This window comes from Nigerium massiliense (assembly GCF_000826085.1).
Classification (GTDB): Bacteria; Actinomycetota; Actinomycetes; order Propionibacteriales; family Propionibacteriaceae; genus Propioniciclava; species Propioniciclava massiliense.
The window spans coordinates 248,081-262,925 of record NZ_CCYM01000002.1 but is presented as its reverse complement, the minus strand read 5'-3'; the positions used below and the strand labels follow the sequence as shown (position 1 = coordinate 262,925).

At 66.6% G+C, this 14,845-nt stretch carries 12 protein-coding genes and 1 pseudogene; 7 read left to right on the top strand and 6 right to left on the bottom strand.

What is annotated here, in order from left to right; translation table 11 throughout:
- Nucleotides 1-30: 30 nt before the first annotated feature.
- Together BN1187_RS02660 and BN1187_RS14565 are read left to right on the top strand one after the other, a co-directional pair.
- Nucleotides 31-3,429 (top strand): Swt1 family HEPN domain-containing protein, encoded by a 3,399-nt coding sequence (locus BN1187_RS02660; protein ID WP_040158482.1) that lies wholly within the window; start codon nt 31-33, stop codon nt 3,427-3,429.
- Nucleotides 3,430-3,626: 197 nt separating this feature from the next.
- Nucleotides 3,627-3,770: pseudogene (locus tag BN1187_RS14565) on the top strand (transposase); the annotation flags it as partial.
- A gap of 36 nt (nt 3,771-3,806) precedes the next feature.
- On the opposite strand, the gene BN1187_RS02650 reads toward BN1187_RS14565, so the two are convergent.
- The 6 genes from BN1187_RS02650 to BN1187_RS02620 all read right to left on the bottom strand — a co-directional run bounded on the left by BN1187_RS02650 (nt 3,807) and on the right by BN1187_RS02620 (nt 9,679).
- A protein-coding gene (locus BN1187_RS02650) for an IS3 family transposase (RefSeq protein ID WP_097677297.1) occupies nt 3,807-5,068 on the bottom strand; the annotation gives its coding sequence in 2 pieces (ribosomal slippage) (nt 3,807-4,720 and nt 4,720-5,068; 1,263 coding nt in all).
- A 249-nt stretch (nt 5,069-5,317) separates the two neighbouring features.
- Nucleotides 5,318-5,755 (bottom strand): hypothetical protein, encoded by a 438-nt coding sequence (locus BN1187_RS14185; RefSeq protein ID WP_147675054.1) that lies wholly within the window; start codon nt 5,753-5,755, stop codon nt 5,318-5,320.
- A gap of 148 nt (nt 5,756-5,903) precedes the next feature.
- Nucleotides 5,904-6,806: a DUF4747 family protein gene (locus tag BN1187_RS14180; RefSeq protein WP_147675053.1), complete on the bottom strand. Its 903-nt coding sequence runs from the start codon at nt 6,804-6,806 to the stop codon at nt 5,904-5,906.
- 165 nt (nt 6,807-6,971) lie between these two features.
- Nucleotides 6,972-8,042 (bottom strand): XRE family transcriptional regulator, encoded by a 1,071-nt coding sequence (locus BN1187_RS02635; protein WP_072041940.1) that lies wholly within the window; start codon nt 8,040-8,042, stop codon nt 6,972-6,974.
- Complete coding sequence (locus BN1187_RS14175; RefSeq protein WP_147675052.1) at nt 8,023-8,286, bottom strand: hypothetical protein; 264 nt, start codon at nt 8,284-8,286, stop codon at nt 8,023-8,025. Before BN1187_RS14175 ends, BN1187_RS02635 begins: the two co-directional genes overlap by 20 nt.
- An 886-nt stretch (nt 8,287-9,172) precedes the next feature.
- Complete coding sequence (locus BN1187_RS02620) at nt 9,173-9,679, bottom strand: aldo/keto reductase (protein ID WP_040159773.1); 507 nt, start codon at nt 9,677-9,679, stop codon at nt 9,173-9,175.
- 221 nt (nt 9,680-9,900) lie between these two features.
- On the opposite strand from BN1187_RS02620, the gene BN1187_RS14560 reads away from it, so the two are divergent.
- The 5 genes from BN1187_RS14560 to BN1187_RS02595 all read left to right on the top strand — a co-directional run bounded on the left by BN1187_RS14560 (nt 9,901) and on the right by BN1187_RS02595 (nt 14,749).
- Entirely contained in the window at nt 9,901-10,359 is a 459-nt protein-coding gene (locus BN1187_RS14560; protein ID WP_052462399.1) for a protein-tyrosine phosphatase family protein, read from the top strand.
- A gap of 105 nt (nt 10,360-10,464) precedes the next feature.
- Nucleotides 10,465-11,709: an amidohydrolase family protein gene (locus BN1187_RS02610; RefSeq protein WP_040158464.1), complete on the top strand. Its 1,245-nt coding sequence runs from the start codon at nt 10,465-10,467 to the stop codon at nt 11,707-11,709.
- A complete protein-coding gene (gene chrA, locus BN1187_RS02605; RefSeq protein ID WP_040158463.1) occupies nt 11,706-12,908 on the top strand; it encodes a chromate efflux transporter in 1,203 nt (400 codons plus the stop codon). The genes BN1187_RS02610 and chrA overlap by 4 nt, the downstream gene beginning before the upstream one ends.
- A 69-nt stretch (nt 12,909-12,977) precedes the next feature.
- A complete protein-coding gene (locus BN1187_RS02600) occupies nt 12,978-13,460 on the top strand; it encodes a MarR family winged helix-turn-helix transcriptional regulator (RefSeq protein ID WP_147675050.1) in 483 nt (160 codons plus the stop codon).
- Between the two features lie 5 nt (nt 13,461-13,465).
- The gene (locus tag BN1187_RS02595) at nt 13,466-14,749 is read left to right on the top strand and encodes an MFS transporter (RefSeq protein ID WP_235750556.1); all 1,284 of its coding nucleotides are present in this window, start codon (nt 13,466-13,468) and stop codon (nt 14,747-14,749) included.
- Nucleotides 14,750-14,845: the final 96 nt, after the last annotated feature.

The following is a 14,845-nucleotide window of genomic DNA, read 5'->3' as shown; positions in this document are numbered from 1 at the left end:
GTCGTAGGCAGTAGGTCATAGGAGACAGCGATGGCGATGAACAACCGAGATCGAGTGGGCAAGGCGTTTGACCTGCTCTCCGAGGGGCTGCTCGACGAGGTCGATGAGGTCATGACGCGCGCCTACAAGACCGCTGACTGGCCGGCCGCGTGGGCGAAGGAAGACGCCCAGCGCCGGGGCGGGCCGTTGCGCACGATGACGAAGCACGACGTGCAAGTGCAGCTTCGCGCCATCACGGAGCAGGGCTACCACTTCAAGGACGTGCTCTCTCGCGCCCAGCAGGGCTTCGCATCGGAGCTGCGAGAGGCCCGGAACCTGTGGGCGCACAACGAGCCCTTCAGCTCCGACGACGCCGCCCGCGCGCTGGACACCATTGAGCGTCTGCTCCACGCCGTCGGCGCAGTCGATTCCGCCGAGGACGTTCGGAAGCTCCGCGTCGATCTCCAGCGCACCGTGTTCGAGGATCAGACCCGCAAGCAGGTCAAGCGCACCAAGGTGTCCCTCGATCCAGGGTCCGGGCTGCGGCCGTGGCGTGAGGTGATCCGTCCTCACGATGACGTGGCGCGCGGCGCGTTCACTGCCTCGGAGTTCGCGGCCGATCTTCACCTGGTCCACACGGGGCAGGCGACCAGCCCGGAGTATGGGGACCCGGTTGAGTTCTTCACCCGCACCTATCTCACCGAGGGTTTGCGTGATCTGCTGTCGCGCGCGCTGCGGCGGGTGAACGGCGAGGCTGGGGCGAGCCCGGTGGTAAACCTTCAGACCAACTTCGGTGGCGGCAAGACCCACTCGATGCTCGCCCTGTATCACCTGTTCAGCGGCACCCCGGCGAAGGACTTCCCGCAGGAACTCCAAGAACTGATAGCAGCGAACGGCAACCCCGACCTTGGCGCGCTCGACGTCAAGCGGGTCGCGCTGGTCGGCACCTACCTGAAGGCCGGCTCACCGATCATCAAGGACGACGGCACCGAGGTTCGCACCCTGTGGGGCGAACTCGCCTGGCAGTTGGGCGGCCGCGAGGCCTACGACCTGATCGCCGAGGATGACCGCGCCGGCACCAACCCCGGCGAGGCGCTGCGCACCCTGATCGTGCGGTATTCGCCGTCGCTGATCCTGATCGACGAATGGGTTGCCTACGCGCGTCAGCTCGTCACCGATAAGGAACTGCCGTCTGGGTCGTTCGAGACGCAGTTCACGTTCGCCCAGTCCCTGACCGAGATCGTGCGTTCCGTGCCGGGTGTGATGCTGGTGGTGTCGATCCCGGCATCCGATACCGGCACCGAGGGCCGCGGTAGCGACATCGAGATCGGTGGCGCGAACGGTCAGCTCGCGCTGGAGCGCCTTCAGAACGTAATCCGCCGTGTCGCTGACCAGTGGCGTCCGTCGAGCAAGGACGAGTCGTTCGAGATCGTGCGCCGTCGCCTGTTCCAGGCACCGAACGCCGAGGGGCTCACCACCATCTCTGCCGTGGCGCGCAGCTTCGCGAACCTCTACCGGAACAACACCGCACTGTTCCCCCGTGACGCGGCGTCACCGAACGATGACTACGAGAAGCGCATCCGAGCCTCCTACCCGCTGCACCCCGAGCTCCTCGACCGGCTGTATGAGGACTGGTCAACGCTGGAGCGGTTCCAGCGCACCCGCGGAGTGTTGAAGCTCGTCTCGTCGATCGTGCACGAGCTGTGGGCGTCCAACGACACCTCGCCGCTGATCCTTCCGGGCAACGTTCCGCTGGATGCGACGACCGTGAACACGGACCTGACGCAGTACCTCGAAGATCAGTGGAAGCCGATCATCGATTCCGACATCGACGGTCCAGGATCGACCGCGCAGCAGATCGACCTCGACCGCCCCAACCTGGGGCAACGGTTCGTCGCCCAGCGCATCGCCCGTTCGATCTTCATGGGCGCCGCTCCCAGGATCAAGAGCAGCCGCAAGGGGCTCGACAAGCAGTACCTCTGGCTCGGCACCGCGATCCCTGGCGACACGCTCGGGAACTTCGGCAGCGCCGTCGAGCTGCTCGCGCAACGCTCGACGTACTTCTATGAAGAGCAGGGCCACTACTGGTTCGACACCCAGCCGTCGGTCACGAAGACCGCGAACGACTACGCTGAACGGCTCCGCGAAGATGTCGAGACCGTGTGGAACGAGATCAGTCGCCGCCTCCACGGTGAGGAGAAGGTGCGGGGGTTGTTCGACCGCGTGCATATCGCCCCGTCGTCCTCGGGAGACATCCCCGATCTTGAGGACACGCGCCTGGTGATCGCTCATCCGCGGCATGCTCGCCGCAAGCAGGACGGCGCCGATTCGGCGGCGCACGCTTGGGTCCGTGACGCTATCGAGAGCAAGGGCGTAAGCCAGCGCATCCACCGCAACACGCTGATCTTCCTGCTCGCAGACAAGAGCGAACTGGAAAGCCTCGAAGCCGCCACCCGCAGCTACCTCGGTTGGAAGCGAGTGCAGGCCACCAGCGACAGCCTCAACCTCTCGGCGCAGCAGCGCAAGCAGACCGACGACTGGGTGGGACGCCTTGACCAGACCGTCTCGGATCGCATCCGTGACACCTTCGTCTGGGCTATCTACCCCGAACAGTTCGACCCGACCAAGCCGTTCGAGCTGATCGCCGACCGCGTGCCCGACTCCGGCGGGCGTTCCCTCGCGGAGCGGGTCGGCACCAAACTCGGCCGCGAAGACCAACTCGTCACCGACTTCGGTGCGCCGATCCTCGGCGCCACCCTGCACAACGAGCTCGGTGCGCTCTGGCGTGACGCAGGCGAGATCAGTGTTGGCGAGCTGTGGGGATACTTCACCCGCTACACCTACCTGCCCCGCCTCGTCCGGCGCGAGGTGCTCGACCGTGCGATTCGGCAAGCGTTGACCACCGTGCTCGTCGACAGCGAACGCTTCGGCATCGCGGCAGGAAAGGACGCCGACACCGGCCGCTACCGCGGCCTCGTCGTGCCGCCCGACCCGAACGCCAGCATCCAGGTCACGAACAGCACCCTGCTCATCGACGCCGACAAGGCCCAGGAACAGCTCGACGCAGACCGGGCAGCAGCCCGAGAAGCCGCTGCCCGGCAGACGGAAGACGGTGCCGAGGGTGTCGGCCCGGTGGACTTCGCGTGGACGGGAGCCGGTCAGCCCGCGTCGGACAGCGACTCGCTGTCTCCGGCAGAGTCTGCGCTCGAAGCGGCGCTTGCGCGATTCTTCGGCTCGGTCAAGATCGACCCCGACCGCTACTCCCGCGACATCGGCAACGTCACCCGTGAAGTCATCGACCGTCTCTCCGGAGCTGGTGCACGGTTGGACATCACCATCGATATCCAGGCCACCAAACCCGAAGGCTTCGACGAGGCAGAGGTCCGCACCATCAGCGAGAATGCCCGCGTTCTCAAGTTCGACCCAAGCTCCGGCTTCGAGAAGAGCTGAGGCCAATGATGGCTCGATTCGGAAACGACCAGACGAACATCGGTCGCCTCGACGTCCGCGCGACGAATGGGGATGGCAGAGTTGAGGCCTACTTCGTTCCGACCGAACTACCGCATGAAGAGTCCTGGGGACTGGTGCACGGATAGGTGACAACTGACTTGTGGGGCCTTGAGGGTCCTGCTGGAAGGATGTGCACCATGCCGAAACCCCATCCGAAGGAGTTCCGTGATGACGTGGTCGCGGTCGCGCGCCGCGGCGAGGCTCCAATCGCGCAGGTCGCGAAGGATTTCGGGATCAGCGAGTCCTGTTTGCGGAACTGGCTGGCTCGAGCTGACGTCGAGGGGGCCCTACCCCCGGAACTTGGACACAGGGTGTGATTACGCGGCGGTCGGCCGCGTAGCGGCCCGGCGGGCCTCGTAGGTGGACGGGGACAGGTAGCCGCACCAGGTGTGACGGCGGCGGGTGTTGTAGCGGACGAGCCACCTGAAGACCTGCCGGCGGCAGGTCAGCTCGTCTGTCCAGCAGGCGGCGTCCTGAAGGACCTCGCGCTTCATCGTGGCGTTGAACGACTCCGCGAGCGCGTTGTCGGCGGACGATCCGATGCCGCCCATGGATTGGGTGACACCGAGCTTCCTGCACAGCTTGGCGTAGGCCTTGGAGCAGTAGACCGACCCGTGGTCGCTGTGGAAGATCGCGCCCTTGAGGCTGCCCCGGGTCGCGGCCGCTGCGTTGAGGGCGTCCTCCACGAGCTCGGTGCGCATGTGGTCGGCGATCGCCCAGCCGGCGAGCCGGCGTGAGTAGCAGTCGATCACGGTCGCCAGGTACAGGTTCGTCCCGTCGGCCAACGGCAGGTAGGTGATGTCCCCGACGTAGCGCCGGTTCGGGCGCTCGGCGGTGAAGTCCCGCTTGAGCAGATCCAAATACTTCTGCCCCGACGGCTCGGGGATCGTGGTCCGCACCCGCCGCTTCTTCGCGTAGCCACGGATGCCCTCGAGCCGCATCACCCTGGCCACGCGCTTGTGGTTCACGCGCTCACCGGCAGGGGCGTAGTCGTTGAGCTCGGCGGTGATCCGCGGCGCCCCCTGGGTGTCGTCCTCGGCATGAACGGCCCTGATCCGCGTCGCGAGCTCAGCATCTGCCCGGGCGCGCTCTGCGCGAGCGGGGGCGGCGTTGAGCCAGGCGTAGTAGGACGAGCGCTCGATCTCGACGAGCGCGCACAGTCGCTTCACCTCGAAGGTGGCGGAGTTGTCGGCGACGAACTGGAAGCGACTCACCAGCGCGTCTCCCCGGCGAAATACTTGGCCGCCCGCTGGAGAATCTCCCGCTCGGTGGTGAGCTTGGTCGTCTCGGCACGTAGCGCCGCGTTCTCGGCCTCGAGTCGGGCGATCCTCTGCTCGGGCGCCTCACCCTCGGGTACCGCGGGGCTCGGCCCTGGAGGCTTGGACTGCAACGGGCTGGAGGTCAGCGTTCCGTCGGCGGCGGTCTTCTTGCCCGTCCCGTAGACCTCGAGCCAGCCCCGCAGCGTGCCGCGCACGATGCCGAGGTCCTCGGCGATGCCGCGGACCGTGGCGCCCGGGGTGGACTCGTACAAGTCGACGGCCTGACGACGAAACTCCTCGGAGTAGTTCTTCCTGGCCATGGTTCTCGGATCATCTCGCTTCCCCAGCACCACGTGCTGGATTCAGCGTGTCCAAGAACCGGGGTCAGGCCCCGGTGTCGGCGAAGGTGGCCACCCGAATGGTGCCGGCGAACCGGGCGGCCGCACGCAGGTCGCCCCCGGTGACCTGATCAAGGCGCCGGCTCCGCCGGCGCGGCTGCGGTCCGCTCCTCGCTTCGCTGCGGTGCGGTCCTCGCCCTCCGAGGGAACGCCAGCGTTGCGCCAAATCGACTACGAGGGCGGCACCTCGGGCTTCGCCTGTTCTGGATGCACACCGTCGATCGAGTTGTACCGCGCCTGCAACGAGGCCACTTGGCTGATCGTCACCACCGCAGTCATGAGTTGTAGTAACGCATAGGCTGAAGTTGCGATGACCGCCGCACCGAGCAACAGCCCCACGGGGTCATCAATCGTAAGCAGGACGGCCTTTCCCCCCAACACGAGGGCGACGATTCCCACGCCTGAGGCGATCCCCTGAACAATTCCCGTCCAAGTGAAAAGAAAGACGAGATCAAGATATGGAGATCTTCCAGACCCCGAAACCCTCGGCTTCAACATGTTATTTAGGAGGCGGGATCCTGGCAAGGCAACGACGATCGCAACCGCAGCCAGAGCGACGGAGAACCCGAAACCTGCCAGAGCAAATGTACCGGCCGTGAGTTCAGACACCGAGACTCGTTCCTTTGGTGCGAGTGGACTCCTAAAACTGGAAAGCAGCACATAAATCACAGCAGAGAGGAGCGAAATCGCCATATTCGGGTGAAGGAGAACCTCACGCCTCCTGAGCCGCACCTCGTCCCTGAAGCGGCGCGCTTGCCTACCCTCTGACGATGGGGTGCTCATCGTCAATCACGTCTGCACGCGGCAACAGTTCGTCGATGAGCGAGGATTCTTGCTCCCACACTGCAACGTCTTGCTCTCGACCCGTCAGAGACGAGTCGAACTCCACCCGCCCACTCAAGATGTTTCGCTCAAGGGATACCGAGGTCTCTTGGCTCTCTCCCTTGCGAGTCCCTCGAACTATTGCGTTCTTCACGTCAGAAACCGCACTCCTTCCAAGTCGCGTGATGTACTCGACCAAGCCTTTCGATTTATTCAGCGACTCATTGCGACCAGCCGTTACCGTCGATTCTGCTCTCGCGGCACCAGACTCCTCGGCCAACCCATGAAGGTGGTCATGGTGGTCATTCCAGTCGAAGTTCGGCCTCGCAACCACCAGAGTGGCTTCACGAATACGCTCAAATCGTTCAATCTCTTCAATGAATGATTTCGAGGGGAGCGGGTTGAGGTCGATCTTGAGATCACCACCCGCGCCTGTACCGAGGTGTTCGATCACCTTCTCAAAAGCGCCTGCCGCGATACCGTTGCGGCGGAGCTCGAGTGCAACGACTCGCACTTCTGGATCTGTATCGACGACAGCCCGGGTGGCAGATGCGAGCCACTGGCCCCCTTCAATTTCGCCAGGGCGCGACTCGCCGGTTGCCTCATCGAACAGGATGGGAATCTCCGTAGGGTCCCCAGCGAGAAGGCGAAGGTAGAACCTGTCTTCACGCCGTTCTATGGACTCCACCGCAATGCTCAGACCGTTTGGAAGTGCCACGACCCGTGAGGCAGGTGGTCTGCTCGCCAGGCCATCGAACAGCTTGCTGTAGTCGATCGGATCATCTTTCACGCGACCGTGTAGCGAGTAGAGGCGAACGGTGCGGGACAATCGAGCCATGACATGCCTCTCAATCCAGGGTAGGTGGTGCCCGCAGGTTAGCGTGTCCAAGCAGGACTATCGCCCACCAACGCACCTCGGGCACTGGAGCGCTTAACTGATCTGCCCAAGGTTCCTCCATCAGGGGGGGGCGGTCGGTCAAGGATGAGACGCCGAGGGCTCGCACTACGGGACGCCGATGAGAGTAAGCCCATCGACTGCTTCTGCAAGATCGGCTCCCGGGACCTTCAGGGAGCCAGCAATCTGTCTCAACGAAAGCCCATCCTTGCGGCACATCCTCAAGATTTCGGTAAGGAGGGTTGACCTTTCCTTTGAGATGCCATCCGGCTCGTTCTTTCGATAACCGCGCTTGCTTAACTCGACCATCCAGTTGCGGTACTGCCAATCATTAATCAAATAAAGTTGATGAAGCCGGACGACCATCGCTGTTGCGGACACACCATATGACTTCTTTAGGAGGAGGACATCCGGCAGGCTGAGCCGCCCGGTAACTCTAGACATTAGCGACTCGCGGGGCACCAGAAAACTCCCAGCGAACTCGTTGGCAGAAAGTTCCGACGCACGATCCCCCGCCGTCACAACATCCCGATGCATCACAAGATGCCCAAGCTCGTGGGCTAGATCAAAGCGCAACCGCTCTGCGCTTTTATTGACATTTAGGAAGATCGCGGGGCGACCCGACAGCCAGAGGGAAAAAGCATCTACTTCCCGAATGTCTCCAGCAAGAGAGAAAACGCGGACGCCCTTGGTCTCCAAGAGGGCCATCATGTCACCGACAGGAGCAGACCCCATCGACCAGAGTCTCCGAAGGGCCTCAGCAGATTCCGAGGGCGTCAGTGCCCGACTCTGGATCGGCCCAACGAGTTGATCCAGCCAGGGCACATCGATTTCCGGCGTGTCGAAATGCTCGTCGATCCATTTCGAGAAGACGCCAACGACTGTTGCCGTCGCCAGCGTCGCCTTAAGATCGCGCGCACTCAGGCTACTCAAAGCTCTAAAACTTGCGTGCTCTGGCTGAACTCGATCCTCGATCTCCAAGGTGAAGAACTCTTCGTCGAAATTCAAAGCCGCTGCCAGCACACCCAAAGGTGGCGTGGCAACCCTGCCTGCCTCCCAGTCACTCACAGCGCGACGCGAGACACCGCACACTTCGGCCAATTGAGCTTTGGTCAGGCCTCTCTTCTCGCGCGCCAAGGTGAGTTGCTCGGGACGAAATTCAGCCGCGACGACGGACATGGACGGCTGGAGTAGTAACGGGCTCCACCTCGATGGGTGTCACACCGCTTGCGGTATCAATATCGTCTAGGAGAATGCGCTCTGCCCAGACCTTCACATAACCATCATTCCCGATGATGAGGGGGAGGGAGAGCTCCGCCTGAATCGCCTTCCCTGAGCCGTGAGCCATGAGGAACCAGGTGGCCGGCGGTTCATCGGCGGTACCGTCCTGGGCCAGCTCCATTCCGGGCAGCACCAGGACCATGCGATTGTTTTGATCCACACGCTCCCGGGTCATGGGCCCGCGGGCACGGGCGGTGGTGGGATAGGGAAGTCCAGGTCGACCCGTCCGCTGGTCCCCCCCAACGTACGCGATGGAGACCCCGGTGGCATCGCTATCAACCGTCTCATAGTTGCGCCCGCTCTCAGGCCGCCAATCGTGCCCCGAGCCGATCAATCTCTCACGGAGAGCCCTGACGGTCTCCGCCCACATGACCTGACCTGGATATGTCTTTGGGCACAGAGGGGAGACCAGCTGCCTGCGCTCATCCCCGAACTGGATCGCCCCCTCCAGTTGCGCACGAGTCAACGACAGCTCGTGGAGTCGCCTATCGGCTGAGGCGGCGCGGTACTCAATGCACTCTTTGCCCAAGGGGGCCACGGACATGGGGCTCTCCAATCGGATGCGTCTTCCTCTTACGCTACCACAACTGAGGTTCCAAAAGAGGAAGTTTCGCGTCCGCGTCGCAGTTGTGCCTGACTGGGACACCCGCTTGCTGCGCCTTGGGTGGGGCCAGGGCGCTTTCCTGACAGAGCTAGACCATTTGACGGGGGATGACGTGGGGCACGGAGACTCAGCGTTCGAGCTCGAGCGACCAGACAACTGGAGATTCGAACACTCGGGCGGCTCCGTCTGTAGCTGCTCTGCACGATCGCTCCGCCTCTGGGAGAGGTTCGAGTCCTCGCGCAAGGCGGCCCGAGGTGTCCTCCGCGTGACCCAAGTGCGCGGTTCCCAGCAGGCCAGGCGCACCGACGATGCGAGGGTGTGGTGACCTTTGTCCGAGTCCCAGTAAATCGAGTAGCTCGCTAACGGCGTTCCCAATGTCGTGGCCAAACCTGACGCGACGGGGGAGTATGAAGCGCCCTGGGTTTCAGTGGGGCGCCACGGTGCCGTTGTTCAGGATGTTGTCGAGGTCGGCCTCCAAGAAGTTCGAGACGCCGATCGCCCGGATCTTGCCCGCCTGGTGCGCCTCTTCCAGGGCACGCCACGCCTCGAGGTTGCCCTCGTCGTAGTTTCCACCGCGGAAGTCGTTCCAGGGCTGCGGGGCGTGGATCAGCATCAGGTCCAGGTAGCCGACGTCGAGCTTGGCGAGCGACTCGTCGATGGCCCGGACGGCGTCGTCATGGTTCTTGATCTCCGCGGCGAGCTTCGTGGTGACGAACAGCTGCTCGCGCGGGACCCCACTCTCGCGGACGCCCTCGCCGACGCCGCGCTCGTTGCCGTAGGCCTGCGCGGTGTCGACGTGGCGGTAGCCGATCTCGACCGCGGCCTTCACCGCGTCCGCGACCTTGTCGTCGTCGATGAACCACGTGCCCAACCCCAGCTTGGGGATCTCGACGCCGTTGCTCAGGGTGTAGGTCTCGTTCAGGATGCTCATCGTCGTCTCCTTTGTCGTTGGTGATCACGACGCTCGCGGCCATCGGCCGCCATCCGAGCGGTCGGACCGTGACTGGCGTGCCGCCATCTTGCGTCCACGCTGACCCTCACAACGGAACTCTCCCTCCCGAAAATTCCTCCTAACCGCGGGAGGTGAGTCCCTGGGAAAGGCATAGCGGCAGGGCGCCCATGCACGCCCGCGGCGGCATTACCGTGGGCCGCGTGGACAACCGGAAGCGGCCGCGTGAATTCCTCGCGTCCTGCCGGAGAGTCGAGTTTCCTACCGGGCTCTCGCTCCGCGGGGCGAGCTGGCGGCACCGGCTCGACCTCGACCCCGCGCCGGACTTCGTCCTGGCACTGCTGGGGCGCCCGCCGATGGGCGCCCCCTGGCCGTGCCGGTGGGTGCGCTGGCCGGACTTCGGACTCCCCGCTTCGACGGACGCCGCGGTGCTGGCCGTCCGCGAGGTCGTCGAGCGCGGGCGGGAGGAGCGGGTGGCGGTGCTGTGCGGCAGCGGCGTCGGTCGCACCGGGTCGGCGTTGGCCCTGGTCGCGGCGCTCACCGGCGTCCCCGTCGAGGAGGCGATCGGCTGGGTCCGTCGCCATTACCACCCCCGCGCGGTGGAGACGCCGTGGCAGCGGCGCTGGGTCGTCGCGACGGCGTCCGAGCTTTCCGGGCCGTGAACCCGGGGTGCCGCCGCGGGCGTCCGGGTGAAAGGGTGGAGGCAACACCAACCCACGTTCCCCGGGGACGCCGCAGGCCCTGGGGACCCCCGCGAAGGAGAGCCCATGCAGGTCACGAACGCGCGCATCAGGGGCCGCGACGGCCTGTGGACGATCGGCATCGAGGGCGACACGATCGCGTCCCTCACCCCTGCCGGCGACGGCGCCCAGGCGTCGCAGGGCGACTTCGACGCCGAGGGACGCCTCGTCTGCCCGCAGTTCCTCGAGAACCACGTCCACCTCGACTACGCCAACACCGCCGGCGTGCCGCGCGTCAACGATTCCGGGACGCTGTTCGAGGCCATCGAGATCTGGGGCGAGCGCAAGGCCCAGGGCCTGCAGAACCGCGACCAGATCCTCGCCAATGCGCGCGAGGCCGCCCGGTCGCTGGCGTCCCACGGCGTCGGCTACATCCGCTCGCACGTCGACGTCACCGACCCCGAGCTCACCGCGTTCGACGCCCTGCTAGAGCTCCGCGAAGAGATCAAGCCGTGGTGCCACCTCGAGCTCATCGCGTTCCCGCAGAACGGCGTCTACGCCTACCCCGGCGGCGACAAGCTGATGCGCACCGCGATGGAGCGGGGCGCGGACGTCGTCGGCGGCATCCCGCACCTGGAGCCCACCCGCGAGGACGGCGTCCGCTCGGTGCAGTACCTGTTCGACCTGGCCGAGGAGTTCGGCGCCCGCCTCGACATCCACTGCGACGAGATCGACGACGAGCAGTCCCGCTTCGTCGAGGTGATGGCCGCCGAGACCACCAAGCGCGGGATGCAGGGCCGCGTCACGGTCGCCCACGCCGTCGCGATGGGCTACTACAACCCGGGGTACATGGCGAAGCTGCTGCCCAAGCTCAAGGAGGCCGGTCTCGGGTTCGTCATCAACCCCAAGGAGAACCTGCAACTGCAGGGACGAGGCTTCGGCCAGCCCGTGCCGCGGGGCGTCGCGCCCATCCGCGACCTGGACGACCTCGGGCTGCCGGTCGCGTTCGGCCAGGACTCCATGGTCGACCCCTGGTATCCGCTCGGCGACGGCGACCTCGTCGACGTCCTGGACGTCGCGCTGCACGTCGGGCACATGCTGACGCCGGCCTACCTCGACCGCGCGCTCGATTTCCTGACCCTGCACCCCGCCACCAACTTCGGCCTGGCCGACCGCTACGGCATCGAGGAGGGACGCCTCGCCAGCCTGCTGGTGCTGGACGCCGCCGACGACACCGCGGTGGTGCGGACGCACCCGGACGTCCTGCTGTCGGTGCACGAGGGACGCGAGGTGCTGCGCCGGGTGCCCGCGCAGACGACGTGGGCGCTGTGACCGCGCGCCGGCACCCCGGCACGATCGCCGAGGTGTTCGGGGTGTTCCTGCGTCTGGGGCTGACCTCGTTCGGCGGTCCCGTGGCGCACCTGGGCTACTTCCGCGACACGTTCGTCGAGCGCCGCAAGTGGCTCGAGGACCGCGTCTACGCCGACCTCGTCGCCCTGTGCCAATTCCTGCCCGGCCCGGCGTCCAGCCAGGTCGGCATGGCGATCGGGCTGCAGCGCGCCGGGCTCGGCGGGATGCTCGCGGCCTGGTTCGCGTTCACGATGCCCTCGGCCATCGTGCTGGTCGCGTTCGCCTACGGCGTCGCCGCGCTCGGGGACGCCGCCGGCAGCGGCTGGCTCGCGGGGTTGAAGGCCGCGGCCGTCGCCGTCGTGGCCCAGGCCGTCCTCGGGATGGCGAAGAGCCTCACCCCGGACGCCAAGCGCGCGACCATCGCGGGGCTGGCGATGATCGTCGTGCTGCTGGTGCCGAACGCGGCCGTCCAGGTCGCGGCGATCGTGCTCGGCGGGCTGCTCGGCTTCTTCTGGCTGCGCCGGGAGGCGTCCGAGGACGCCGGCGAGGGCGGGTCGTTCCCGGTGCAGGTGCCCCGGGGGTTGGCGATCGGGGCGCTGGTGGCGTTCGTCGCGCTGCTGCTCCTGCTGCCCGTGGCGGTCGCCGTGACGGGCGACCCCGGCCTGCGGCTGGCGGACGTCTTCTACCGCGCCGGCTCGCTGGTCTTCGGCGGGGGCCACGTGGTGCTGCCGCTGCTGGAATCGGGGACCGTGCAGACCGGCCTGGTCGGCCACGACGCCTTCCTCGCCGGGTACGGGGCCGCACAGGCGGTGCCCGGACCGCTGTTCACGTTCGCGGCGTTCCTCGGGGCGTCCACGACGACGGGGCCGACCGGCATCGCCGGCGCGACGATCGCGCTGGTGGCGATGTTCCTGCCCGCCGGGCTGCTGGTGCTGGGCGTCCTGCCGTTCTGGGATCGGCTGCGCCGCTCGCACCGCACTCGTCGCGCCCTGATGGGCGTCAACGCTGCGGTCGTCGGCATCCTGGGCGCCGCGCTGTACAACCCGGTGTTCCTGCAGGGGGTCACGTCGCCGGCGACGCTGGCCGTCGCGGTGGCCGCCTTCGTGGCGCTGACCCAGTGGAAGGTCCCCGCCTGGGCGGTGGTCATCGTCGCGGGGCTGCTCGGCTTCTTCCTGCTCTGACAACCCCCGGGGTCGTCTCGATGTCGTGAAAGTTGCTAGATAGATAGACGATCTATATAGTTGCTCTCCGTGGGAATCCCCGAGCACGAGGTCACCGCGGCTGCCGAGGAGCAGGTTGCGATGAGCCTCATCGTCCAGGCGGCCCGCCTGACCCGCTACGTACGGCGGCACGGCCCGGCCGACACGGCCGCCACCTGGCGCGCGCTGTCGATGCTGGCCGAGCACGGGTCGCTGCGGCTGGGGGAGTTCGCCGAACTCGACCAGCTCACCCAGCCCACCGCCACCGCGAAGATGAACCGCCTCGTCGCGGCGGGCCTCGTCGAGCGATCCGCCGATCCCGACGACAAGCGCGCCGTCCGGTTCAGCCTGACCGACGCGGGACGCCGACGGCTGCGCGAGTTGCGCGAGCTCGCCGTCGCCCGGTTGCTGCCCGGCATCTCCGCGCTCGGTCCGGACGACCTCGAGCACCTGCGTGCCGCGGCGTCCCTCGTCCGTGACCTGCTTGCCGCGGGCACCCACGAAACGTCCAGCCCAGCCGACCCAGAAAAGTGAGGAACGTGTCCCGCCCAGCCAACGACCACGACGTGGACCTGGTGCCCGACGGCACCGAAGAAAACCATCAGACCCCCGATTCGATCCTGCGCCAGCCCAAGGCCGTGTGGGCCGTCGCCTTCGCCTGCACCGTGGCGTTCATGGGCATCGGCCTCGTCGACCCAATCCTCCCGGCGATCAGCGAGCAGCTGCACGCCACCCCGAGCCAGGCGATGTGGCTGTTCACCAGCTACCTGTTCATCACCGGCATCGCGATGTTCTTCACGTCCTGGGTGTCCAGCCGCATCGGCACGAAGACCGCCCTGCTGATCGGCCTGGTGCTGATCGTGCTGACCGCCACGGGCGCCGGCTTCGCGAACAACGTGAACACGATCCTCGGGTTCCGTGCCGGCTGGGGCCTCGGCAACGCGCTGTTCATCTCGACCGCGCTGGCCGCGATCGTGGGCGCGGCGGCCGGCGGCGTCGACTCGGCGATCATGCTCTACGAGGCCGCGCTCGGCGTCGGCCTGGCCTGCGGCCCCCTGCTGGGCGGCCTGCTCGGCTCCTGGTCGTGGCGCGGCCCGTTCTTCGGGACGGCGGCGCTCATGGCGATCGGCTTCATCGCCATCGTCGTGCTGCTCGACAAGGCCGAACGCCCCGAGCCGATCCCGATGTCGGTGACCGGCCAAGCGCTGCGCCATCCCGTCCTGATGACGCTCGCCGCCGTCGCCGCCCTCTACAACTACGGCTTCTTCTCGATCCTGGCATACTCCCCGTTCCCGCTGACGCGCGCCGCGCACAGCATCGGCATCACCGTCGGAGCCCTGCAGCTGGGCTTGGTGTTCTTCGGCTGGGGCACCCTGGTGGCGCTGTCGGGCGTGCTCGTGGCGCCGCGCCTGACGAAGCGGTGGGGGCGCGGCCCGGTGCTGACGGGCGTCATGGTCGTCCTTGCTGTGCTGCTGGCGATCGCCGCGCTCGGCATCGCGAACTACTGGCTGCTGGTGGCCGTCGTGGTGTGCTCCGGCGCCGCGTCGGGCGTGGTGAACACCGTGCTCACCGAGGCCGTCATGGAGTCGACGAATCTGCCGCGCTCGGTCGCGTCGTCCACCTACTCGGGCGTCCGCTTCTTGGGCGGCGCGGTCTCCTCGGCGCTGGCCGGGATCATCGCGGCGTCCTTCGGCGCGGCGGTGCCGTACTGGGTCGCCGTGGGCGCGTTCCTCGCCGGCGCCCTGGTGCTGGCGCTGCGCCGCCGCAGTCTGGACGCCGTCGATACCCACATGGTGGCCGTCGACGAGCCCGCGGAGGGCTGACCTCCTGGCGGACGCCCCGCGGGGCCCGCACATCGAAACGCGCCGCAGCGGCGGGGTTCCTCGCGAGCCCCGCCGCCGCGGCGCATTCGACGGTCA

Bases quoted from the DNA above. Each gene is read 5' to 3' on its own strand.
- BN1187_RS02620 (WP_040159773.1), bottom strand. From the start codon at position 9,679: ATGAGCATCCTGAACGAGACCTACACCCTGAGCAACGGCGTCGAGATC.
- BN1187_RS02635 (WP_072041940.1), bottom strand. From the start codon at position 8,042: ATGTCCGTCGTCGCGGCTGAATTTCGTCCCGAGCAACTCACCTTGGCG.
- BN1187_RS02660 (WP_040158482.1), top strand. From the start codon at position 31: ATGGCGATGAACAACCGAGATCGAGTGGGCAAGGCGTTTGACCTGCTC.
- BN1187_RS02610 (WP_040158464.1), top strand. From the start codon at position 10,465: ATGCAGGTCACGAACGCGCGCATCAGGGGCCGCGACGGCCTGTGGACG.
- BN1187_RS14175 (WP_147675052.1), bottom strand. From the start codon at position 8,286: ATGGTCCTGGTGCTGCCCGGAATGGAGCTGGCCCAGGACGGTACCGCC.
- BN1187_RS14180 (WP_147675053.1), bottom strand. From the start codon at position 6,806: ATGGCTCGATTGTCCCGCACCGTTCGCCTCTACTCGCTACACGGTCGC.